Genomic DNA, 22,465 nt, shown 5'->3' with positions numbered 1-22,465 from the left:
CCATGGCCCTCAAGCCGCATCTTCTCGCCGCCGCCGTGACCACCGCCCTGCTGGCCGCTCCGGCGGCGCATGCCCAGGACGCCGGCGACACCGGCAACCGCGCCCCCTCCATGCTCGACACCCTGATCGTCACCGGCACCCGCATCGCCGACCGCACGGTCGCCGAATCGCAGTCGCCGATCGACATCATCACCCCGGAGGCGCTGTCGGCCACCGGCACCACCGAGCTGGCCACCGCCCTGGCCCGCGCCCTGCCCTCGCTGAACTTCCCGCGCCCGGCCATGGCCGACGGCACCAGCGGCGTGCGCCCGGCGCAGCTGCGCGGGCTGTCGCCGGACCAGGTGCTGGTGCTGGTCAACGGCAAGCGCCGCCACGTCTCGGCCCTGGTCAACGTCAACGGCACCATCGGCCGCGGCTCCTCGGCGGTGGACCTCAACGCCATCCCGGTGGCGGCGATCGAGCGGGTCGAGGTGCTGCGCGACGGCGCCTCGGCGCAGTACGGCTCGGACGCGATCGCCGGCGTGGTCAACATCGTGCTCAAGGGCGCCGGCGAAGGCGGCAGCCTGGTCGCCAGCGGCGGCGAGTATTCCGAGGGCGACGGCACCCAGTGGCAGCTGGCCGGCGACGCCGGGCTGAGCCTGGGCCGCGAAGGCGGCACCGTGCACCTGGCCGCCCAGGTCGGGCAGCAGGACCCGACCAACCGCTCCGGCCCCTACCAGGGCACCGCGCCGCACACCGGCAACTTCCCCGGCGTGGGCGAGCGCGCCTTCCGCTTCGGCGAGGCCGACGTGGACCAGTTCGCGGTCTCGGCCAACGCCGCGTTCAACGTCGGCGAGCGCTCCCAGGTCTACCTCACCGCGATCGCCAGCAACCGCGACATCACCTCGTTCGCGTTCTACCGCTCGCGCAACCACAGGAACCAGGGCGCGCTGCTGGCCCAGGTCTACCCGGACGGCTACGTGCCGCAGATCGACCAGGATTCCAAGGACCGCAGCGCGGTGCTGGGCTACAAGGGCAGCACCGCCAGCGGCTGGACCTGGGACCTGAGCTACAGCTTCGGCAGCAACGACCTCGACTTCCACACCCGCAACACCATCAACTACGCGCTGGGCGTGGACAGCCCGCGCAGCTTCTACGCCGGCAACCTGCACTACGCCCAGGACGTGTTCAACGCCGACTTCGCCAAGACCCTGGACATCGGCCTGGCCTACCCGGCCACCGTTTCCTTCGGCGCCGAGTACCGCGACGAGGAATGGCGCCAGGGACCGGGCGAGCCGGATTCCTACTTCGGCTCCGGCGCCGAGGGCTTCGGCGGCTTCACCCCGCGCAACGCCGGCAGCTACCAGCGCGACAGCCATGCGGTCTACGCCGGGCTGGAGGCGGACCTGAGCGAGCGGCTGTCGGCCGGCATCACCGCCCGCTACGAGGACTACTCGGACTTCGGCAGCGAGACCTCGGGCAAGCTCTCGGCGCGCTACGCCTTCAGCGACGCGGTCGCCCTGCGCGCCACCGTGGCCAGCGGCTTCCGCGCCCCGGCCCTGGCGCAGCAGAACTACCAGGCGGTCACCACCAACATCAACAACAGCGTGGTCACCGAAACCGGCACCTTCCCGGCCACCGGCGCCGTCGCCCAGGCCCTGGGCGCCGAGCCGCTGAAGGCCGAGACCTCGCTGTCCTACAGCCTGGGCCTGGTGCTGCAGCCGGCCGAGCGGGTGTACCTGACCATCGATGCCTACCAGATCGAGGTCGACGACCGCATCGTGCTGTCGTCCAACCTCAACCTCACCGGCAACCAGGCGGCGCAGGACCTGCTGGCCGGGCTCGGCTTCCCCGGGGTGACCGCGGCGCGCTACTTCAACAACGCCGTCGACACCCGCACCCGCGGCGTGGACGTGGTCGGCACCTGGTCGGTGCCGCTGGCCGCATCAAACCTGGACCTGACCGCCAGCTACAACCACAACAAGACCGAGGTCACCCGGATCGCCCCCAACCCGGCGGCGCTGGCTTCGCTGGGCGCCAACCTGGAGCGCATCGGCCGCGACGAGCGCGGGCGCATCGAGGAAGGCGCGCCGCGCGACAAGTTCGCCCTGGGCGCGATCTGGAAGCTGGCGCAGTGGGACTTCAGCGCCAACGCCACCCGCTACGGCGAGTTCACCAGCCGCCACGCCAGCATCGCGGCGCAGGACCAGACCTACAGCGCCAGGTGGACCCTGGACACCGCGGTGAGCTTCCGCCCGGCCACCGGCTGGACCCTCACCCTGGGCGCGGACAACGTGCTGGACGAGTACCCAGAGGAGACGATCTTCGTGAACTCCACCTCCGGCATGATCCCGTACAGCCTGTACTCGCCGTTCGGCTTCAACGGCCGCTACGTGTACGGCCGGGTGGGCTACGCCTGGTAAGCGGGCGCGGTCCGCTCCCCATGGAGGCCCCGGCATTGCCGGGGCCTTTCCTTTTGGGCCCGACTGGCCGCGGGGGCCGCGCCGCCGCGGCACCCGGGTGATTCCAGCCCGGCTTTCCCTGTCCCACGAAGCCTGGTCCACTTCGGCGGCCAGGACCGGACGAGCACGCGGCACGATTCGTGCCAACGTTTTATTTACGCGGGACACCGGCATCAGCGAAACTCGGGGGCCGGGCGGATTCCCGCACACGACCTCCCCTGATGCATCACGACACCAGCCTGATCGACATCGTCGCGGTTGGCCTGGCCTTGGCTTTCGTCCTCGGCGCCTTGGCCAACCGCCTGCGCCTCTCCCCGCTTGTCGGCTACCTGATCGCCGGTATCTGCGTCGGCCCGTTCACGCCGGGCTTCGTCGCCGACCAGGAGATCGCCAACCAGCTGGCCGAGATCGGCGTGATGCTGCTGATGTTCGGCGTCGGCCTGCACTTCTCCATGCAGGACCTGCTGGAGGTGAAGTGGATCGCCATTCCCGGCGCGGTGGCGCAGATCGCGGTGGCGACCCTGCTGGGCTGGGGCGTGGCCTGGCTGATGGGCTGGTCGCACCTGCATGGCATCGTGTTCGGCTTCTCCCTGGCCACCGCCTCCACCGTGGTCCTGCTGCGGGCCATGGAGGAACGGCGCCTGCTGGAGACCGTGCGCGGCAAGATCGCGGTGGGCTGGCTGATCGTCGAGGACATGGCCTGCGTCCTGGCCCTGGTCATGATGCCGGTGATCGCCGGCCTGTTCGGCCCGCAGGCCGGCGGCGAGAGCCACAGCTTCGGCAGCGTGATGGCCTCGATCGGCTGGACCTTCGTCCAGCTGGGCCTGTTCGTGGCGGTGATGCTGCTGGTCGGGCGCCGGGTGATCCCGTGGGTGCTGGAGCGCATCGCCGCCACCGGTTCGCGCGAGCTGTTCACCCTGTCGGTGCTGGCCATCGCCCTGGGCGTGGCGTTCGGCGCCGCGGCCCTGTTCGGCGTGTCCTTCGCCCTGGGCGCGTTCTTCGCCGGCATGATGCTCAACGAGTCCGAGCTCAGCCACAAGGCGGCCAACGACTCGCTGCCGCTGCGCGACGCGTTCGCGGTGCTGTTCTTCGTTTCCGTCGGCATGCTGTTCGACCCGAAGATCCTGCTCGAGCACCCCTGGCAGGTGCTGGGCACCGCGGCGATCATCATGTTCGGCAAGTCGGCGGCGGCGTTCCTGATCGTGCGTGCCTTCGGCCACCCCAAGGCCACCGCGCTGACCATCTCCGCCTCGCTGGCGCAGATCGGCGAGTTCGCCTTCATCATCGCCGGCCTGGGCGTGAGCCTGCAGATCCTGCCGCCCACCGGCCAGGCCCTGGTGCTGGCCGGCGCGCTGATCTCGATTATGCTCAACCCGATGATCTTCATGCTGCTGGACCGCTGGGAGGCGCGCCACCGCGAGGAGGTCCAGGTGCAGCCGGAGCCGGAGGTGCAGCCGGGGCCGCCGCTGCAGGCCGGCAACCACGCCATCGTGATCGGCTACGGCCGGGTCGGCAGCGAACTGGCCAACGTGCTGCGCGACCGCGGCGTGCCGGTGGTGATCATCGACGACAACAGCCTGCACGTGGACCGCGCCCACGCCGCCGGCATTCCCGGCATCCGCGGCCATGCCGCCTCGGACAAGGTCCTGGCCGAGGCGCATCCGGAATCGGCCAGCATCGCCATCCTCGCCATCCCGCAGCCGCTGGAAGCCGGCGAGGCGATCGCCAAGCTGCGCGCGCTCAACCCCGCCCTGCCGGTGCTGGCGCGCGCGCACAGCGACGCCGAGGTCAAGCACCTGCTGGCCCACGGCGCCGACGGCGCGGTCATGGCCGAGCGCGAGCTGGCCTACTCGCTGGCGGAGATGGTCATGTCGACCCCGGCCTACCGCTACGCCAACCGCGGCGACGTGGCGGTGCCGCCGGTCTGACCCGGGACACGCGTGGAAAGCCTGTTCACCCTGTCGATCCACGGCCACCGCGGCACCCGCCCGCGGTGGCCGTTTCGCATCAGGCCGCTGCCAGCGCCTGCTCCAGGTCGGCGACCAGGTCGTCGATGTGCTCGATGCCCACGCACAGGCGCACGGTGTCCTCGCTGACCCCGGCCTTCTCCAGTTCCTCCGGCGACAGCTGGCGGTGGGTGGTCGATGCCGGATGGGTGGCCAGCGACTTGGCGTCGCCGATGTTCACCAGGCGGGTGAACAGCTGCAGCGCATCGAGGAAGCGCGCGCCGGCCTCGCGCCCGCCGGGCAGGCCGAAGGTCAGCAGGCCGGAAGCGCCCTTCGGCAGGTACCTGCGCACCAGCGCATGCTCAGGATGGTCGTCCAGGCCGGCGTAGTTCACCCAGGCCACCTTCGGGTGCTGCTTCAGGTAGCGGGCCACGGCCAGGGTGTTCTGGTTGATCCGGTCCATGCGCAGCGCCAGGGTCTCGATGCCCTGCAGGATCAGGAACGCGTTGAACGGCGAGATCGCCGCGCCGGTGTTGCGCAGCGGCACCACCCGCGCGCGCCCGATGTAGGCCGCCGGGCCCAGGGCCTCGGTGTAGACCACGCCGTGGTAGCTGACGTCCGGCTCGTTCAGGCGCGGGAAGCGCTGCTTGTGCTCGGCCCAGGGGAAGCGCCCGGAATCGACGATCGCGCCGCCGACGCTGTTGCCATGGCCGCCCAGGTACTTGGTCAGCGAGTGGACCACGATGTCGGCACCATGGTCGAACGGCCGCAGCAGGTAGGGCGTGGCCACGGTGTTGTCCACGATCAGCGGCACCCCGTGCTCGTGCGCGACCTTCGCCACCGCCTCGATGTCGGTGACGTTGCCGCGCGGGTTGCCGATCGACTCGACGAACACCGCCTTGGTGCGCCCGTCGATCAGCCTGGCGAACGCGTCCGGGTCGCGGTAGTCGGCCAGCCGCGCCTCGATCCCGAACTGCGGCAGGGTGTGGGCGAACAGGTTGTAGGTGCCGCCGTACAGCGCGCTGGAGGAAACGATGTTGTCGCCGGCCTCGGCGATGGTCTGGATCGCATAGGTGATCGCGGCCTGCCCCGAGGCCAGGGCCAGCGCGCCGATGCCGCCCTCGAGCGCGGCCAGGCGCTGCTCGAGCACGTCCTGGGTCGGGTTCATGATCCGGGTGTAGATGTTGCCCGGGACCTTGAGGTCGAACAGGTCGGCGCCGTGCTGGGTGTTGTCGAAGGCGTAGGCCACCGTCTGGTAGATCGGCACCGCCACCGCGCGGGTGGTCGGGTCCGGGCTGTAGCCGGCATGGACGGCCAGGGTCTCGGGCTTCCAGTTCGGTGCACTCATCGATGCGCTCGCGGTTGCGGTGGACAGGAGCGCCGAAGATAGCCGAGCAAAGGCGCGACGGATCGCACGGTTTCAGGGCCAACCATCGCCGCGCGGAATGTCCTCATTCCGCAAAGGCGGGCGGCGCCCCCAGGCGCCGCCCGCCCCGATCACCCATCACCAGTTCACGCCCGCGCGAAGACCAGGTGGCCCCCGTCGGCATCCACCTTGACGGTGTCGCCGTTGCCGAACTCGCCGGACAGGATCTTCTGCGCCAGCGGGTTCTCCACCTGGGCCTGGATCGCGCGCTTGAGCGGACGGGCGCCGTAAACCGGGTCGAAGCCGACGTTGCCCAGCACTTCCAGGGCCGCGTCCGACAGCTCCAGCTTCAGGCCGCGCTCGTGCAGGCGCTTCTCCAGGCCGTGCAGCTGGATCCGGGCGATGGACTTGATCTGCGCCTTGTCCAGCGGGTGGAACACCACGATCTCGTCCAGCCGGTTGATGAACTCCGGGCGGAAGTGCGCCTGCACCACGCCCATCACCGCCGCCTTCATCTGCACGTAGGCCTCCGGCGAACCGTCGCCGGACAGTTCCTGGATCTGGTGCGAGCCGAGGTTGGAGGTCATCACGATGACCGTGTTGCGGAAGTCCACCGTGCGGCCCTGGCCGTCGGTCAGGCGGCCGTCGTCCAGCACCTGCAGCAGGATGTTGAACACGTCCGGATGCGCCTTCTCCACCTCGTCCAGCAGGATCAGCGAGTACGGCCGGCGGCGCACGGCCTCGGTCAGGTAGCCGCCCTCCTCGTAGCCGACGTAACCCGGGGGCGCGCCGATCAGGCGGGCCACCGAGTGCTTCTCCATGAACTCGCTCATGTCGATGCGGACCATGGCCTCGGGGCTGTCGAACAGGAACTCGGCCAGGCCCTTGCACAGCTCGGTCTTGCCCACGCCGGTCGGGCCCAGGAACAGGAACGAGCCGATCGGGCGGTTCGGATCGGACAGGCCGGCACGCGAGCGACGCACCGCGTCGGACACCGCGCGGATCGCCTCGTCCTGGCCGACCACGCGCTTGTGCAGCTCCTCCTCCATGCGCAGCAGCTTGTCGCGCTCGCCCTCCAGCATCTTGCTGACCGGGATGCCGGTCCAGCGGCTGACCACCTCGGCGATCTCCTCGGCGGTCACCTTGTCCTGGACCAGGCGGAACTCCTTCTTCTCGGCCTCGTCGGCCGCGGCCAGCTGCTTCTCCAGCGCCGGCAGCACGCCGTACTGGATCTCGCTCATCTTCGCGTAGTCCTGGCGGCGCTGGGCGGCCTCCAGCTCCAGCCGGGCCTGCTCGATCTGCTCCTTGATCTTCGTGGCGCCCTGCAGGGCAGCCTTCTCCGACTTCCACACCTCGTCGAGATCGGCGAACTCGCGCTCGAGCTTTCCGATGTCGCTCTCCAGGTCGGCCAGGCGCTGCTTCGAGGCCTCGTCGGTCTCCTTCTTCAACATCTCGCGCTGGATCTTCAGCTGGATCAGGCGGCGCTCGAGGCGGTCCAGCTCCTCGGGCTTGGAGTCGATCTCCATGCGGATGCGGCTGGCGGCCTCGTCCATCAGGTCGATGGCCTTGTCCGGCAGCTGGCGGTCGGCGATGTAGCGGTTGGACAGGGTCGCCGCCGCCACGATCGCCGGGTCGGTGATCTCCACCCCGTGGTGCACCGCGTAGCGCTCCTTGAGGCCGCGCAGGATGGCGATGGTGTCCTCCACGCTCGGCTCGCCCACGAACACCTTCTGGAAGCGGCGCTCCAGCGCGGCGTCCTTCTCCACGTACTGGCGGTACTCGTCCAGGGTGGTGGCGCCGATGCAGTGCAGCTCGCCGCGGGCCAGCGCCGGCTTGAGCATGTTGCCGGCGTCCATGGCGCCCTCGGCCTTGCCGGCGCCGACCATGGTGTGCAGCTCGTCGATGAACAGGATGATCTGGCCTTCGTTCTTGGCCAGGTCGTTGAGCACGGCCTTCAGCCGTTCCTCGAACTCGCCGCGGAACTTGGCGCCGGCGATCAGCGCGCCCATGTCCAGGCTCAGCACGCGCTTGCCCTTGAGCTGCTCGGGCACCTCGCCCTTGACGATGCGCTGGGCCAGGCCTTCCACGATCGCGGTCTTGCCCACGCCCGGCTCGCCGATCAGCACCGGGTTGTTCTTGGTGCGGCGCTGCAGGACCTGGATGGTGCGGCGGATTTCCTCGTCGCGGCCGATCACCGGGTCCAGCTTGCCGGACTCGGCGCGCGCGGTGAGGTCGATGGTGTACTTCTCCAGCGCCTGGCGCTGGTCCTCGGCGTTCTCCGACTGCACGGTCTCGCCGCCACGCACCTTGTCGATCGCCGCCTGCAGGCGCGCCTTGTCAGCGCCGGCGGCCTTGAGCGCCTGGCCGACGGCGCCGGTGTCCTCCAGCGCGGCCAGCACGAACCACTCGCTGGCGATGAACTGGTCGCCCTTCTGCTGGGCCAGCTTGTCGGTCAGGTTGAGCAGCCGGCCCAGGTCGTTGCCGACCGACAGGCTGCCGGCCTGGCCGGCGACCTTCGGCAGCCTCTCCAGGGCCTCGCCCAGGCGCTCGCGCAGCAGCGGCACGTTGACCCCGGCCTGGGCCAGCAGCGGCCGGGTGCTGCCGCCGGCCTGGTCCAGCAGGGCAACCATCACGTGCACCGGCTCGAGCAGGTTGTGGTCGCGGCCCACGGCCAGCGACTGCGCGTCCGCCAGCGCCTGCTGGAAACGCGAGGTGAGCTTGTCCATCCGCATCGGATATTCCTCGAAGAGGGGGCCGGCGAGGCCGGCGATGTCCACCAGATGCGGCTGGCCTGGCCGGTTTCAAGCCCCGGCGATACGCAGAGCCGGCCTCCGTTCGGGATAATCCGGCCATGCCCGCCCCGGCCCGCCCCTGGTTCCTGTACCTGATCGAATGCCGCAACGGCGCCTGGTACGCCGGCATCAGCCCGGACGTGGAGGTGCGCTACCAGGCCCATCTGGCCGGCAAGGGCGCGCGCTATACCCGGGCCAACCCGCCGCTGCGCCTGCTTGGCAGCCGCCCGTTCCCGGACCGCGCCAGTGCCTCGCGCGCCGAGTGGCAGATCAAGCGCCTGCCGCGTGAACGCAAGCTGGCCTTCCTGCTGCAGACCGGCCCGGCCGACCTGCCCGCCTGAGCGCGCCGCCTCAGCCGGCTTCGTCCGCAGCCGGTTCCAGCCAGCCGTGGTAGGCGATCACCGGCCCGGCCAGCGGCAGGGCGGCCTCCACGTGGAAGTGGTAGCGCCCGTCCTGCTCCCATTCGCGGCAGCGCACGCGCTGGAACAGCCGCGCCGGCAGCGGCAGCACCCCCAGCAGGCGCACGCGGGCCACGTTCCAGTAGATCGTGCCCTCGGCCGCGTGCACCGCGAAACGGAACTGCAGCGGGCCCAGGCGCTCGGCCAGCAGGCCCTTGCGGCAGCGCAGGCGGGTGGCCAGGCGGTGGCTGCCGAACTGGCGGCGCCAGGTCTCGGACCGCGGATCGGCGCTGAACTCCACCCGCAGCGGCGCCGCCTGCATCGCCGGAGGCATGCCCGCCAGGCGGCCGCACAGGCGCGCCAGCAGGCCGCGGCCGCGCTCGATGTCCACTTCGCCGGCGAACGCATCCTGGCCGCGGATCGAATGCAGGCGGCGCAGGCTCGGCGGGAGGTTGAAGAACGGCGCGCCCAGCAGCTGCTGGAACACGGTGGGCTCGGCGGCCGTGGACAGGGAGAACGGGCGTGGGGCGGCGCCGGACATCGGGGCGAAACGGCACGGGCGGGCGGGCAGGATACTCCCGCGCCGCCCGCCCGTGGCCCTCAGGGCCGCGCCAGTGCCCGGCGCAGCGCGCGCAGCTGGGCCTTGACCTCGGCCTGCTGCGCGGCGGAAAGCCGCATCAGCGCCTTGTGCCCGACCGAGGCCGATTCCAGCGCCGGGTCGGCGTAGCGCCAGCGCCCGCGTTCATCGCGCACCAGCTCCGCGCCGGCCGGCGGCACCGGCGCCTGCAGCAGGTGGTCGATCACCTGCACCAGGCGGTCGTTGAAGTACGCGTCCGGGCCGGCGATCTCGGCATAGGCCTGCTGGAACAGCGGATAGAAGCGGCGGTACAGCGCGGCCATGCGCTGCGCGTCGGCCGCGGCGAAGGCGGCCACGTAAGGCGCATAGCGCGCGGCATTGGCCTCGCCATCGGCCACCGTGCCGCCCTCGCCTTCCACCACCGCGTAGCCGCCGGGCACCTGGCGCAAGGCCAGCGCCGTGGCCGGCACATGCGGCTGGGTGAGGTTGTCGACCATCACCACCAGGCGCTGCACCACGTGCTCGCGCACCAGGATCGACAGGAGCGGGGCGTCGCCGGCCAGTGCCTCCAGTTCCTGCAGCACCACCGCATCGCTGTCGGCCAGGGCGGGGATGGCCGCGTCGGCGGCCTCGGCGGGCGGCTCCACCGGATGCTGGATGCCAGGCGGCCCGTCCTCGCCGGCCATGGGCGGCGGCGGCAGTTCGTCGCCGGTCGCCGGTGCGGAGGCCGCCGCCGGTGCCTGCGGTTGCGCCGGCGGCGCGGGCCGCAACAGCCACCAGGCGGCCGCGGCCACCGCGATGGCCACCAGCAGCCAGGGCCAACGGGCCGGCCGCGTGCGTGCTTGCTGCATGTCGTCTCCTTCTGTTGCGGACATGCAGGTGTGACCGGCGCCGGCGCGCGGGGTTCCCGCCGCCGGTCGGATTCAGTGCGCGCCGGGCGCCTGCGCCGGGCGCGGCGCCTGCAACGACAGCAGGCCCAGCAGCAGCGCCAGCACCGCGTAGGCCGCGGCGAACTGCCAGGCGATGGTGGCGCGCACGCCCTGCAGCGACCACGGCAGATAGATCCCGCCGCGCGGATCCACCGAGTGGACCACCCCGACCAGGGTCAGCAGCGCGGCCAGCAGCAGCACCGCTGCGGCACGGCGCGGCTGCTGCTCCACCAGCGCCACCAGCGCCGTGCCCCACAGCATCGCGGTGATGATGAAGCCGTTGCCCAGGGTCACGATTGCGGCCAGGTCGGCCAGGCCGTGGCCGTCGCCGCCCTCGTACAGCGCGGCGAAGGTCGCCGTCGGGATCCAGGCCGGATTGCCCAGCTTGATCACCAGCAGGTAGGCGATGGCCGGGAGGAACGCCAGCGCCACCGCCGGCGCGTGCCGGCGCGGGCTTTCGTGGAAGGCCTGCAGGGTGATGTCCAGGCCGACGTAGACGATGATCGGCGCCAGCACCGCCACCGGCAGCCACTGCACCAGCATCGACACGTAGCCGAACACGCCGCCCAGGCCGATGAACAGGCCGGTCAGCAGGGTGTAGCCGTGGCGCGCGCCCATGTGCTTGTACGCCGGCTGGCCGATGTAGGGCGTGGTCTGGGCCACGCCGCCGCAGAAACCGGCGACCAGGGTGGACACCGCCTCGGCCAGCAACACGTCGCGGGTGCGGTAGTCGTCGCCGGCCGCGCGCGCGCTTTCGGCCACGTTGATGCCGCCGACCACCATCAGCAGACCGAACGGCAGCAGCAGCGGCAGGTAGGGCACGGTATACGGCAGTCCGGCGATGAAGCCGGCATTGGGCAGCGGCAGCACGAAGGCCAGCGGCTGCAGCGGCGGCAGTTCGAAGCCCGGCAGGCCCAGGCCGGCCAGGCCCAGCCCGTAGTACAGCGCGGTGCCGGCGACGAACGCGGCGAACACGCCCGGCACCCGCCATGGCAGCCGCCCCTTGCCGACCAGCACGTACAGCAGCAGGCCGAGGGTGGCGATGCCGACCACCGGATTGCGCAGGGTTTCGATCAGCGGCAGGAAACCCAGCAGCGCCAGCGCGGCGCCGCCGATGGAACCCAGCAGTGCCGCGCGCGGCAGCACCCGCGTGACCCAGTCACCGGCGAAGGACAGCACCAGCTTGAGCACGCCCATCACCACCAGCGAGGCCATGCCCAGCTGCCAGGTCGCCATTGCCGCCGCATCGGTGGCCATGCCCTGCCCCGTGAAGCCGGCATAGGCAGGACCCAGCACCAGCAGGGCCATGCCGATGCTGGTCGGCGCATCCAGGCCAAGTGGCATGGCAGTGACGTCGTCGCGCCCGCTGCGCAGTGCCAGGCGCCGCGCCATCACCGTGTAGACCAGGTTGCCCACCAGCACGCCCAGCGCGGTGCCGGGAAACATGCGCCCGAACACGACCTCCGCCGGGAACTGGAAGATCCCGACCAGGGCCGCGGCGATGAAGCCGAGGATGGACAGGTTGTCGACCACCAGGCCGAAGAAGCCGTTGAGGTCGCCGGCGACGATCCAGGGCAGGGGGCGGGGCTGGACGGGGGCATTGGACATCGGGATGGTCTTCGCTCGGGTCGCGTGGAAGCGGGACGGCGCCGGCCGGCCCGTGAGGCTGGGAAGGCGCGACGGGGCCGGCGGCGGCGGCGGCCCCGTCCGCGGTCAGAACCGGGTGCGGAACTCCACGCCCCAGGTACGCGGCTCGTTGAGGAAGCCGGTGAGGTTGTTGAAGTCGATCGCGCCGACGATGCGCTCCTGGTCGGTGATGTTGCGGCCGAACAGTGCCACTTCCCGGTCGCCCTGGTTCCACAGGTAGCCGATGCGCAGGCCGCCTTCCAGCGAGGACTTGCCGCGGAACTCGCGCGACTCGTACAGGAAGAAGTTGACCTCGCTGCGGTAGGCCCAGTCGGTGAGGAAGTACAGCTCGCCACCGGCCAGCGGCACGCCATAGCGCGCGCTGAGGTTGTGCACCCACTCCGGCGCCTGCGGCAACGGGTTGCCGTCGATCAGGGCGCGGCCGGATGCGTCCAGCGGGTCGGTCACGGTGCAGGCGGCGCACGGCGCCACCGCCAGGGTGTCGTCCCGGATTTCGGTGTCGTTGTAGCTGGAACCGAGGGTGACCAGCAGCTGGTCGGCCAGGTACGCCTCCAGGTCCAGCTCGAAGCCCTGGCCCACGGTGCGGTCGGCGTTGAGCAGGGTGGCGATGTTGCTGCCGCCGCCGACGGCGATGATCTGCTGGTCGTCGACCGTGTAGCGGAACAGGTAGAAGCCCAGGCGCGCGCGGCGGTCCCACAGGTCGGCCTTGATGCCGGCCTCCCAGGAGATCACCTCCTCCGAATCGGCGGTGGTCACGCCGCCGTTGGGCGCGCCCGGATCGGCGAACAGCAGCCGGCCCTGGATGGAGGGCGCGCGGAAGCCCTTGGCCACGCGCGCGTACAGGTTCACGTCCTCGTCCACCGCGTACACCACGCTGGCGTCCCAGCTGACATCGTTGGCGTCGGTGTGCACCCGGTACGGGCCGCCCACCGGCGCGCCAAACGGCGCGCCTTCGACCACCTGGGCGGCGAAGTCCTTCTTGTCCCGGGTATAGCGCAGGCCGCCGCGCAGCTTCAGCCGGTCGGTGGCGTCGTACTCGCCGGAGGCGAACACGGCCCAGGCGGTGTTCTCCTGCTGCTGCACGGCGAAGCCGGCCTGCGGGTTGCCGGGGGCCAGCGAGTCGTAGTTGAAGCCGTGGATGGTGATGTCCTCGCGGAACCAGAACAGGCCGGCCTGCCAGTTGAACGGGCCGTCGTTGTCCGATTCGAGGCGGAACTCCTGGGTCAGCTGCTCGTGGTCGGGCAGGCCGTCGGCCGACTCGGAGGCGAACGGGATCACGCCGGGGCCGGAATCAGGCAGGAACACCGCGCCGTAGCCGCCGTCGATGTCGCCGCGGTTGAGCGACTCGGCGGTCTCGTAGCCGCTGATCGAGTGCAGCACCAGGCCATCGAAGTCCCAGCGCAGGCGCGCATTGGCGCCCCAGGTCTCCAGGTCGGAGAAGTTCACGCCGTCCAGCGAGACCTTTTCGCGGTCGAAGCCGGGGACCAGGTCGTTCGTGCCCGGCTGGATGATGTTGGCGCGGAACAGGCGCGCGGTGCCGTTGAGGTCGCGCCGGTGCAGGTTCAGCAGCGCCTCGAAGGCGTCGCCCTCGTACAGGAACTGCACCCGCACCGCGGATTCGTCGTAGCCCTCGAAACCCTCGTTGGGCGCGCCGTCGAGGGTGTTGTCGACCCAGTCGTCGCGGCGCTGGTACAGCGCCGACAGGCGCGCCGACCAGCGCTGGCCCAGCGCGCCGCCGACCGCGCCCTCGAAGTTGACCATCTCGTCGCTGCCCAGGCCCAGCTTCGCGTAGCCGCCGAACTCCCGCGACGGCCGCACCGATTCGAACTTGACCACGCCGGCCGGGGTATTGCGCCCGAACAGCGTGCCCTGCGGGCCTCGCAGCACTTCCACACGCTCCAGGTCGAACAGCGGGAAGCCCTTCAGCAGCGGGCTCTCCTGCACCACCTCGTCGTACACCAGCGACACCGGCTGCGAGGCATTGAGGTCGAAGTCGGTGTTGCCCAGGCCGCGGATGTAGAAGCGCGGGAAGGCGCGGCCGTAGGACGACTCGATGTTGAGGCTGGGCACCCGCGCGGAGAGGAAGCGGATGTCGGCGCCGCCGGAGCCATACAGCTCGAGCTTCTCCGCATCCACGCTGGTGATCGACACCGGCACGTCCTGGATGTTCTCGACCTTGCGTTGCGCGGTGACCTGCACCGCATCGAGGGTGGAGGCCTCCTGGGCGTGCAGCACCGGCACGGCCAGCAGCAGGGCGACGGCGGTGGCCAGGCGGCAGCGCCGGGCCGGGATGACGTGCGACGGGTTCATCGGGTGGCTCCTCGTGGGGTGGAGACGGGACGGTCGTGCATCGCGGGACCGGCACGCGCCGGTCAGAAGGAAACCTCGGCCGGCTGCCGCGACCACAGCACCGACTGGTGGCCGGTGGCCCGCTTCCAGGCCAGGCGGATGGCCTCGATATCGGCGCGGCGCTGCGGCGTGTCCTCGTGCAGGACCACCAGCACCTTGCTGCGCAGCCGCTGCGGCTCGGCGTCGCCGCGGAACAGCCACTGGCCGTAGGCATCGAGCACGGTCAGGCCGTCGGGAAAGCGCGGGGTGACTTCCTCGTCCAGGAAGCGGCGCCAGCGCGCCTCGTCGATGGCGTCGGTCTGCGGCCGCGTGGAGGGGCCATCTTCGCGGCCCACGCCGAAATACAGCTCGCTGCGCACCCAGCCGGCGGCCTCGGCCGGGCGCGTAGCATCGCCCTGCAGCCGCGGCCCCACCGCCGGCGCACCGGCGCAGGCCGGGAGCATCACGGCAAGCAACAGCGCAAGGCAGGGGACACGATGCATGGCAGCTCCAGGAAACCAGGGCGCGAAGCGTGTCGGCAGCCCATCCTGCGACGGAAATAACCCGCCGTCATGTGCTGATGCCGATCCCACGCCTCGTGGCCGCGAAGGACGCGCCTATCCTATCGCTCCATCCGGATGGATATAAGGATCCCCGAGCAGGCCGCCGCATGTCCGCCCATTCCCGCACCCGCCTCGCCCTCGTCCTGACCCTCGCCCTGCCCGCGACCGCCGCCGCGCAGGCGCCCGTCGCCGCCACCACCCTGGACCAGGTCATCGTCACCGGCACCCGCGCCAGCGACCGCACCGTGCTGGAGTCCACCTCGCCGGTGGACGTGCTCACCGCCGAGGACCTGCGCCGCGCCACGGGCCCGTCCGGCGAACTGGGCAGCGCGCTGCAGGCATTGCTGCCCTCGTTCAACTTCCCGCGCCAGTCCAACTCCGGCGGCGCCGACCACGTGCGCGCGGCGCAGCTGCGCGGGCTCTCGCCGGACCAGGTGCTGGTCCTGGTCAACGGGCGCCGCCGCCACACCAGCGCCGTGGTGTCCACCGACTCCAAGATCGGCCGCGGCACCACGCCGGTCGATTTCAACGCCATCCCGGTCGGCGCGGTGGCGCGGATCGAGGTGCTGCGCGATGGCGCCGGCGCCCAGTACGGATCGGACGCGGTGGCCGGAGTGGTCAACATCATCCTCGCCGGCGGCGCCGAAGGCGGCGCCCTGGAGGCCGGCTATGGCTTGCACCACACCCGGCTGGAGCCGATCGGGCGCCGCCTGAGCGACGGCCAGACTGGCCATGCCCATGGCCAGGCCGGCATCGCCCTGGGCGACGGCGGCTTCCTGCGCCTGGGCGCCGGCTACCAGCAGCGCAATGCCACCAACCGCGCCGGCTTCGACCAGGTTCCGCCCTGGGACCAGACCCCGGCCAACCTCGCCGTGCAAGGCCGCCGCAACTACCACCTCGGCGACGGCGACTCCAGGCAGCTGGACGGCTGGTTCAACGCCGAACTGCCGCTGCCCGGCGACGCCGCGCTGTACGGCTTCGGCACCTGGCACCAGCGCGATACCGAGGGCGCCAACTACTACCGTTACCCGGAAGGCGAGGCCAACTGGCCGCAGGTGTATCCACACGGCTACCGCCCGGTTTCGGTCGGCGAGAACCTCGACGTCGGCCTGGTGGCCGGCGTGCGCGGCCGCCTCGGCGCCTGGGACTACGACGCCAGCCTCGACCATGGTGCCAACGAGTTCACCTACCGGCTGCGCGAATCGCTCAACGCCTCGCTGGGTCCGGACAGCCCCACCCGCTTCCGCGTGGCCGACTACCGCTTCGCCCAGACCCTGGCCAACCTGGACTTCAGCCGCGGCTTCGCCGGCGCCGGTGCGGACCACGTGCTGGCCCTGGGTGCCGAGTTCCGCGCCGAGCGTTACCAGACCGGCGCCGGCGACCCGGCCAGCTACGCCGCCGGCCCATACCGCGACCGCCCGGCCGGCGCCCAGGCCGGTGGCGGCCTCACCCCGCAGGACCAGGCCAACCTCCGCCGCGAGGTGGCCAGCGCCTACGCCACCGTGTCCTCGTCCTTCGGCGAGGCGTTCAGCACCGACCTCAGCGCGCGCTACGAGCACTACCAGGACTTCGGCGGCCAGTTCACCGGCAAGCTCGCCGCGCGCCACGCGTTCACCCCGCGGCTGGCACTGCGCGGCACGCTGTCCAGCAACTTCCGCGCGCCGTCGCTGGCGCAGGTCGGCTTCGAGTCCACCAGCACCGGCTACAACGCCGCCGGGCAGCTGGTGCAGGGCCGGCTGCTGGCGGTGGCCAACCCGATCGCCCGCGCCCTTGGCGCGCGCGACCTCGACCCGGAGCAGTCGCACAACCTCGGCCTGGGCCTGGCCGCGCGCATCGGCGAACGCCTCGACCTGTCGCTGGACCTGTTCCAGATCGAGATCGACGATCGCATCGCCCTGTCCGAGGCCATCACCGGCGACGCGCTGGCCGCCTTCGTCGCCGCCAACTTCGACGTCCCCGCCCTGGAGAGCGCGCAGTTCTTCGTCAACGCCGCCGACACCCGCACCCGCGGCGCCGAGCTGGTGGCCAACTGGCGCGACCACCTGGCCGGTGGCCGCCTGCTGCTGACCGGCGCCTGGAGCTACGCGAAGACCGAACTGGAGCACATCGTCGCCACCCCGCCGCAGCTGTCGGCGCTGGATCCGTCCTACGTGCTGTTCGGGGTGGAGGAACGCAACACCCTCACCGACGCGGCGCCGCGCACCCGCGCGCTCCTCAGCGCCAGCTGGGCCGGCCACCGCTGGAACCTGCTGGCGCGCGTGCAGCGCCACGGCAGCGCCAGGCGGGTGTTCGACTTCGGCGGCGGCTTCCAGCCGGAGCAGCGCTACGGCGCCGAATGGCAGCTGGACGCCGAGGTCGAGTACGCGCCCGCCCCGGGCTGGAGCCTGGCCCTCGGCGGCAGCAACCTCACCGACGCCTACCCGGACCGCTCCAACGAGGACATCCACTACTTCGGCAACCTGCCCTACGACGTGCTCTCGCCGCTCGGCAGCAACGGCCGCTACCTGTACGGCCGCGTGCGCTACGCGTTCTGAGGCGTCGCGGCGCGTGGCCGCGGCGCTGCCGACCTGCCCCTCACGGGCAGTTCGTGCACAATGGGTGCATGGTCGACGAGACGCCATCCCGTCCATCACCACCCGCGCTAGGCGACGACTGCGCGCTCTTCCTCGACGTCGACGGCACCCTGGTGGAGTTCACCGCGGACCCCGCCGCGGTGCACGTGCTGCCCGAGGTACGCGAGGCCATCGGCCGCCTGAGCCGGCGCCTGCACGGCGCGGTCGCGCTGGTCAGCGGGCGTCCGCTGGCGCAGCTGGACGCGCTGTTCGCGCCGCTGCGGCTGCCGGCCGCCGGCCTGCACGGGCACCAGTTCCGGCATGCCGCCGGCGCCGATCCGGACATTCCCGAGGACACCTCCGCCCTGCTGCACGAACTGCACCGCCAGGCGCTGGCGATGGCCGCCTCGCGCCCGGGCGTGCTGGTGGAGGACAAGGGCGTGAGCCTGGCCCTGCACTGGCGCGCCGCGCCGCATTTCGGCCCGGAGGTCGCCGCGTTCGCGCGCGAGCACCTCGCCCGCCTGCCCGGCTACCGCCTGCAGCCGGGCGACCACGTGGTCGAGTTCGTGCCCTGCGGCAGCGACAAGGGCCGGGCGCTGGAACGGATGATGGCCCAGCCCGCGTTCCGCGGGCGGGTGCCGGTGTTCGTCGGCGACGACCTCACCGACGAATACGGCTTCGCCGCGGCCAACCGCGCCGGCGGCTGGAGCGTGCTGGTCGGCCAGCGGGAACCGAGCGCGGCGACCCACGCCCTGGCCCGCACCGCCGACGTGCACGCCTGGCTCATCGCCAATGCGGCAAAAGGGGAGGTCGGCCCGCGGTAGCCCCGGTACCGCCGAATCACGGGACAGGCAATGGACATCAACGTACACGACGCCAACCTCGAGCTTGGCGTGATCGGCAACAGCAGCTTCGGCGCGCTGGTGGACAAGCGCGGACGGGTGGTGTGGAGCTGCCTGCCCTCGTTCGACGGCGACCCGGCCTTCTGCGCGCTGCTGTCGCCATGCGGGCAGGAAGGCGGCGACTTCTCCATCGAGCTGGAGGACTTCGAGCGCTCCGAGCAGCGCTACGAGCCCAATACCGCGATCCTGCGCACCGTGCTGCACGACCGCAACGGCGGCTCGCTGGAGATCGTCGACTTCGCCCCGCGCTGGCGCCAGAACGGGCGCTTCTACCGGCCGGTGTCGATCATCCGCCGGATCACCCCGCTGTCCGGCAACCCGCGCATCCGGGTGCGGGTGCGGCCGCTGGCCGACTGGGGCGCGCGCGTGCCCGAGTCGACCTGGGGCAGCAACCACATCCGCTGGCTGCTGCCGCACTTCACCCTGCGCCTGACCACCGACGTGCCGGTGCGCTTCGTGCGCGACTCGCTGCCGTTCGTGCTGACCCACCGCATGCACCTGGTGCTGGGCCCGGACGAGCCGATGGGGCGCTCGCTCACCGGCTACGTCGAGGAGGCGATCACCCGCACCCGCGAGTACTGGCGCGAGTGGGTGCGCTACCTGTCGATCCCGCTGGAGTGGCAGGATGCGGTGATCCGCAGCGCGATCACCCTCAAGCTGTGCCAGTACGAGGACAGCGGCGCGATCATCGCGGCCATGACCACCTCCATCCCGGAGGCGCCCGGCACCACCCGCAACTGGGACTACCGCTACTGCTGGCTGCGCGACGCGGCCTTCGTCGTGCGCGCGCTCAACCGCCTGGGCGCGACCCGCAGCATGGAGGAGTTCCTGCGCTACATCTTCAACATCGCCAGCCACGACGGCAGCCTGCAGCCGCTGTACGGGATCGGCTTCGAGGACCGCCTGGACGAGGTCGAGGTGCCCTCGCTGGCCGGCTACCGCGGCATGGGCCCGGTGCGGCGCGGCAACCTGGCCTGGATCCAGAAGCAGCACGACGTGTACGGCAGCGTGGTCCTGGCCTCGACCCAGCTGTTCTTCGACCAGCGCCTGGCCGACCCCGGCGACGCGCACACCTTCGCCCGCCTGGAGCCGCTGGGCGAGCGCGCGTTCGCCCTGTACGACGTGCCCGACGCCGGACTGTGGGAGTTCCGCGGCCGCGCCGAGGTGCACACCTACACCGCCGCCATGTGCTGGGCCGCCTGCGACCGCCTGGCCAAGATCGCGGCGCAGCTGGGCCTGCAGGAACGGGTGGACTACTGGCGGCTGCGCGCCAACACCATCCGCAAGACCACCCTGGAGCGCGCCTGGCGCGCGGAGGCCAACCACTTCAGCGCCTCGTTCCAGAGCGACTACCTGGACGCCTCGCTGCTGCTGCTGGCCGACATCGGCTTCGTCGAGGCCGACGACCCGCGCTACGTGGCCACGGTCGAGGCCATCGGCCGCGAGCTGCGCCACGGCGACGGCGTGTTCCGCTACGTGGCGCCGGACGACTTCGGCGCGCCGGAAACCAGCTTCACCATCTGCACCTTCTGGTACATCGACGCGCTGGCCGCGACCGGGCGCATGGACGAGGCGCGCGAGCTGTTCGAGCGCGTGCTGGCGCGCCGCAACCACCTGGGCCTGCTCTCGGAGGACATGGCCTTCGACAGCGGCGAGGGCTGGGGCAACTTCCCGCAGACCTACTCGCACGTGGGCCTGATCATCGCCGCGATGCGGCTTTCGCGTTCCTGGCAGGAGGCCTCATGAGCCGTCTGGTCGTTGTTTCCAACCGCGTCGCCGTCCCCGGCGAGAACCGCGCCGGCGGCCTGGCCGTGGCCCTGCAGGCGGCGCTGTCCGAGCGCGGCGGCGTGTGGTTCGGCTGGAGCGGCAAGACCGTGCGCGGCAACAGCGGCGAGGTCCACGAGCAGGAGGCCGACGGCATCCGCTACGTGACCATGGACCTCAACCGCCCCGACCTGGACGCCTACTACAACGGCTTCGCCAACCGCACGCTGTGGCCGTTGCTGCACTTCCGCCTGGACCTGGTGGACTACGACCGCGCCACCCGCGAGGGCTACCGCCGGGTCAACGCCATGTTCGCCGACCGCCTGGCGCCGCTGCTGCGCGACGACGACACGGTGTGGGTGCACGACTACCACCTGATCCCGCTGGCGGCGCTGCTGCGCGAGCGCGGGGTGGGCGCGCGCATCGGCTTCTACCTGCACGTGCCGGTGCCCTCGGCCGACCTGCTGATGGCGGTGCCGGACCACCAGCGCCTGTTCTCGCCGCTGTATTCCTACGACCTGCTCGGCTTCCAGACCCAGCGCGACAACGACCGCTTCCAGTCCTACGTGCGCCTGTACGGCGGCGGCAAGATCATCGGCCCCGGCCTGCTGGAGGCGCCCGGCGGGCGCCGCTTCCGCACCGGGGCGTTCCCGATCAGCATCGACACCCCGCAGATCGCGCGCCAGGCCGCGGCCGCGTCGGCCAAGCCGGCGGTACGCAGCCTGCGCACCAGCCTGGAGGACCGCCTGCTGGCGATCGGCGTGGACCGGCTGGACTACTCCAAGGGCCTGCCCGAGCGCTTCCACGGCTTCGAGCGCTACCTGCAGCGGCACCCGGACCAGAAGGGCACCCTGACCTACCTGCAGATCGCGCCGCTGTCGCGCGCCGACGTCAGCGAGTACCGCACCCTGCGCAGCCAGCTGGAGCAGATCGCCGGGCACATCAACGGCGCCCACGCCGCGCCGAACTGGACCCCGCTGCGCTACGTCAACCGCAACTTCCCGCACGCCACCCTGACCGGGTTCTACCGCACCGCGCGGGTCGGCCTGGTGACGCCGCTGCGCGACGGCATGAACCTGGTGGCCAAGGAATACGTGGCCTCGCAGGACCCGGAGAACCCCGGCGTGCTGGTGCTGTCGCTGCTGGCGGGCGCGGCGCAGGAGCTGAAGGAGGCGCTGCTGGTCAACCCGCACGACCTGGACGGCGTCGCCGACGCCATCGCCACCGCCGCGACCATGCCGCTGGCGCGGCGCAAGGAACGCTGGCACGCGATGATGGAGCACCTGCTCAAGCACGACATCCACGCCTGGCGCAAGGAGTACCTGGCGGTGCTGGAGTCGACCTGACAGGCTGGCGTCAGCCGCGATCGGCATCATTGGACCTTCGCGCCGGCATGCCGGCGCGCGTCTTTCCGCTCCCCAGGAGGTCCTCCCCCATGCGTCGCGTCCCCGCCCTGCTGTTCGTTTCCCTGCTGCCGCTGGCGGCTTCCGCCCAGCAACCGGCCCAACCGGAAGGCTGGACCGGCACCGGCGAGCTCGGCCTGGCCATGGCCCGCGGCAATTCCCGCTCCGAGAGCCTCAACACGCGCCTGCGCTTCTCGCGCGAGGAGGAGCGCTGGAAGAACGGCTTCACCCTGTCGGCGCTGCGCTCGCGCGCCGAGGTCGAGAGCGACGTGGACGGCGACGGCGTCGAGGAACGCCACTACGAGACCAGCGCCAACCGCTACGACGTCTCCGGCTCCAGTGCCTACCGCTTCAGCCCGCGCCACCATGTCTCGGCCAACGGCCGCTACGAGCGCGACGACTTCTCCTCCTACGACTACCAGGGCACCCTGGCCATCGGCTTCGGCAGCCGCTTCATCGACAGCGAGCGCACCAAGCTCACCGGCGAAATCGGCCCCGGCTACCGCCGCGCCCGCACCGCGCTGGACGGCGAGGTGCAAAGCAGCCTGATCGGCCGCGGCCTGCTCGACCTGCGCCACCAGCTCACCGCCAACACCGAGCTGTTCAACACCCTGCTGGTCGAGTCCGGCAAGGACAACACCTTCGCCCAGAACGACTTCGGCGTGTCGGTGGCGATGAACGAGCGCTTCGCGCTCAAGGCCGGCTTGCAGGCGCGGCACAACACCGAGGTCGAGGACCCGGCCACCCGCCGCACCGACACCCTGACCACGGTCAACCTGGTCTACAACTTCCGCTGAGCTGGCCCGCACTGCCGCCCCGGCCGGCGCGCGGGGCGGCGGCGCGGACGCGGGCCGCGA

At 71.4% G+C, this 22,465-nt stretch carries 15 protein-coding genes; 8 read left to right on the top strand and 7 right to left on the bottom strand.

Going from position 1 to position 22,465, the window contains the following annotated elements; translation table 11 throughout:
* Window positions 1–2 precede the first annotated feature (2 nt).
* Window positions 3–2,402: a TonB-dependent receptor gene (locus tag EIM47_RS02050; protein WP_125075935.1), complete on the top strand. Its 2,400-nt coding sequence runs from the start codon at window positions 3–5 to the stop codon at window positions 2,400–2,402.
* 260 nt (window positions 2,403–2,662) lie between these two features.
* Window positions 2,663–4,369, top strand: coding sequence for a YbaL family putative K(+) efflux transporter (gene ybaL / locus EIM47_RS02045; RefSeq protein ID WP_125075934.1), 1,707 nt, complete (start codon window positions 2,663–2,665; stop codon window positions 4,367–4,369).
* A gap of 79 nt (window positions 4,370–4,448) precedes the next feature.
* On the opposite strand, the gene EIM47_RS02040 is transcribed toward ybaL, so the two are convergent.
* The gene (locus EIM47_RS02040; RefSeq protein WP_125075932.1) at window positions 4,449–5,735 is read right to left on the bottom strand and encodes an O-acetylhomoserine aminocarboxypropyltransferase/cysteine synthase family protein; all 1,287 of its coding nucleotides are present in this window, start codon (window positions 5,733–5,735) and stop codon (window positions 4,449–4,451) included.
* A gap of 164 nt (window positions 5,736–5,899) precedes the next feature.
* A complete protein-coding gene (clpB, locus tag EIM47_RS02035; RefSeq protein ID WP_125075930.1) occupies window positions 5,900–8,485 on the bottom strand; it encodes an ATP-dependent chaperone ClpB in 2,586 nt (861 codons plus the stop codon).
* Between the two features lie 119 nt (window positions 8,486–8,604).
* Here clpB and EIM47_RS02030 point away from each other — a divergent pair, with 119 nt between their 5' ends.
* Complete coding sequence (locus tag EIM47_RS02030) at window positions 8,605–8,886, top strand: GIY-YIG nuclease family protein (RefSeq protein WP_125075928.1); 282 nt, start codon at window positions 8,605–8,607, stop codon at window positions 8,884–8,886.
* A gap of 10 nt (window positions 8,887–8,896) precedes the next feature.
* Here EIM47_RS02030 and EIM47_RS02025 read toward each other — a convergent pair whose 3' ends face one another.
* The 5 genes from EIM47_RS02025 to EIM47_RS02005 all read right to left on the bottom strand — a co-directional run bounded on the left by EIM47_RS02025 (window position 8,897) and on the right by EIM47_RS02005 (window position 14,888).
* On the bottom strand, window positions 8,897–9,484 hold the full coding sequence (locus tag EIM47_RS02025) for a DUF4166 domain-containing protein (protein ID WP_051403626.1): 588 nt from the start codon (window positions 9,482–9,484) through the stop codon (window positions 8,897–8,899).
* A 59-nt stretch (window positions 9,485–9,543) separates the two neighbouring features.
* Entirely contained in the window at window positions 9,544–10,371 is an 828-nt protein-coding gene (locus EIM47_RS02020; protein ID WP_028914628.1) for a DUF3014 domain-containing protein, read from the bottom strand.
* A gap of 72 nt (window positions 10,372–10,443) precedes the next feature.
* Window positions 10,444–12,057, bottom strand: a complete 1,614-nt coding sequence (locus tag EIM47_RS02015) for a hypothetical protein (protein ID WP_037034314.1) — start codon at window positions 12,055–12,057, stop codon at window positions 10,444–10,446.
* Between the two features lie 105 nt (window positions 12,058–12,162).
* A complete protein-coding gene (locus EIM47_RS02010) occupies window positions 12,163–14,406 on the bottom strand; it encodes a TonB-dependent receptor (protein ID WP_125075927.1) in 2,244 nt (747 codons plus the stop codon).
* Window positions 14,407–14,468: 62 nt separating this feature from the next.
* Window positions 14,469–14,888, bottom strand: a complete 420-nt coding sequence (locus EIM47_RS02005) for a DUF3574 domain-containing protein (RefSeq protein WP_019398401.1) — start codon at window positions 14,886–14,888, stop codon at window positions 14,469–14,471.
* Between the two features lie 206 nt (window positions 14,889–15,094).
* Here EIM47_RS02005 and EIM47_RS02000 point away from each other — a divergent pair, with 206 nt between their 5' ends.
* The 5 genes from EIM47_RS02000 (at window position 15,095) to EIM47_RS01980 (ending at window position 22,405) form a co-directional block, all read left to right on the top strand.
* Complete coding sequence (locus tag EIM47_RS02000; protein WP_125075925.1) at window positions 15,095–17,521, top strand: TonB-dependent receptor; 2,427 nt, start codon at window positions 15,095–15,097, stop codon at window positions 17,519–17,521.
* Between the two features lie 68 nt (window positions 17,522–17,589).
* Window positions 17,590–18,363 (top strand): trehalose-phosphatase, encoded by a 774-nt coding sequence (gene otsB, locus EIM47_RS01995; protein WP_026010477.1) that lies wholly within the window; start codon window positions 17,590–17,592, stop codon window positions 18,361–18,363.
* Between the two features lie 30 nt (window positions 18,364–18,393).
* A complete protein-coding gene (locus EIM47_RS01990; RefSeq protein WP_125075923.1) occupies window positions 18,394–20,187 on the top strand; it encodes a glycoside hydrolase family 15 protein in 1,794 nt (597 codons plus the stop codon).
* Window positions 20,184–21,551, top strand: coding sequence for an alpha,alpha-trehalose-phosphate synthase (UDP-forming) (otsA, locus tag EIM47_RS01985; protein ID WP_019398405.1), 1,368 nt, complete (start codon window positions 20,184–20,186; stop codon window positions 21,549–21,551). The genes EIM47_RS01990 and otsA overlap by 4 nt, the downstream gene beginning before the upstream one ends.
* 89 nt (window positions 21,552–21,640) lie before the next feature.
* Window positions 21,641–22,405, top strand: a complete 765-nt coding sequence (locus EIM47_RS01980) for a DUF481 domain-containing protein (protein WP_125075921.1) — start codon at window positions 21,641–21,643, stop codon at window positions 22,403–22,405.
* Window positions 22,406–22,465: the final 60 nt, after the last annotated feature.

Origin of the sequence: Pseudoxanthomonas sp. SGT-18, assembly GCF_003931645.1 — a bacterium.
Classification (GTDB): domain Bacteria; phylum Pseudomonadota; class Gammaproteobacteria; order Xanthomonadales; family Xanthomonadaceae; genus Pseudoxanthomonas.
Note: the sequence above shows the minus strand (reverse complement) of the source record. Positions and strands in the feature narration are given on the sequence as shown.

What these genes read in the sequence shown, in the direction of transcription:
- EIM47_RS02050 (WP_125075935.1), top strand. Translation starts at nt 3, where the DNA reads ATGGCCCTCAAGCCGCATCTTCTCGCCGCCGCCGTGACCACCGCCCTG.
- ybaL (WP_125075934.1), top strand. Translation starts at nt 2,663, where the DNA reads ATGCATCACGACACCAGCCTGATCGACATCGTCGCGGTTGGCCTGGCC.
- EIM47_RS02040 (WP_125075932.1), bottom strand. Translation starts at nt 5,735, where the DNA reads ATGAGTGCACCGAACTGGAAGCCCGAGACCCTGGCCGTCCATGCCGGC.
- clpB (WP_125075930.1), bottom strand. Translation starts at nt 8,485, where the DNA reads ATGCGGATGGACAAGCTCACCTCGCGTTTCCAGCAGGCGCTGGCGGAC.
- EIM47_RS02030 (WP_125075928.1), top strand. Translation starts at nt 8,605, where the DNA reads ATGCCCGCCCCGGCCCGCCCCTGGTTCCTGTACCTGATCGAATGCCGC.
- EIM47_RS02025 (WP_051403626.1), bottom strand. Translation starts at nt 9,484, where the DNA reads ATGTCCGGCGCCGCCCCACGCCCGTTCTCCCTGTCCACGGCCGCCGAG.
- EIM47_RS02020 (WP_028914628.1), bottom strand. Translation starts at nt 10,371, where the DNA reads ATGCAGCAAGCACGCACGCGGCCGGCCCGTTGGCCCTGGCTGCTGGTG.
- EIM47_RS02015 (WP_037034314.1), bottom strand. Translation starts at nt 12,057, where the DNA reads ATGTCCAATGCCCCCGTCCAGCCCCGCCCCCTGCCCTGGATCGTCGCC.
- EIM47_RS02010 (WP_125075927.1), bottom strand. Translation starts at nt 14,406, where the DNA reads ATGAACCCGTCGCACGTCATCCCGGCCCGGCGCTGCCGCCTGGCCACC.
- EIM47_RS02005 (WP_019398401.1), bottom strand. Translation starts at nt 14,888, where the DNA reads ATGCTCCCGGCCTGCGCCGGTGCGCCGGCGGTGGGGCCGCGGCTGCAG.
- EIM47_RS02000 (WP_125075925.1), top strand. Translation starts at nt 15,095, where the DNA reads ATGTCCGCCCATTCCCGCACCCGCCTCGCCCTCGTCCTGACCCTCGCC.
- otsB (WP_026010477.1), top strand. Translation starts at nt 17,590, where the DNA reads ATGGTCGACGAGACGCCATCCCGTCCATCACCACCCGCGCTAGGCGAC.
- EIM47_RS01990 (WP_125075923.1), top strand. Translation starts at nt 18,394, where the DNA reads ATGGACATCAACGTACACGACGCCAACCTCGAGCTTGGCGTGATCGGC.
- otsA (WP_019398405.1), top strand. Translation starts at nt 20,184, where the DNA reads ATGAGCCGTCTGGTCGTTGTTTCCAACCGCGTCGCCGTCCCCGGCGAG.
- EIM47_RS01980 (WP_125075921.1), top strand. Translation starts at nt 21,641, where the DNA reads ATGCGTCGCGTCCCCGCCCTGCTGTTCGTTTCCCTGCTGCCGCTGGCG.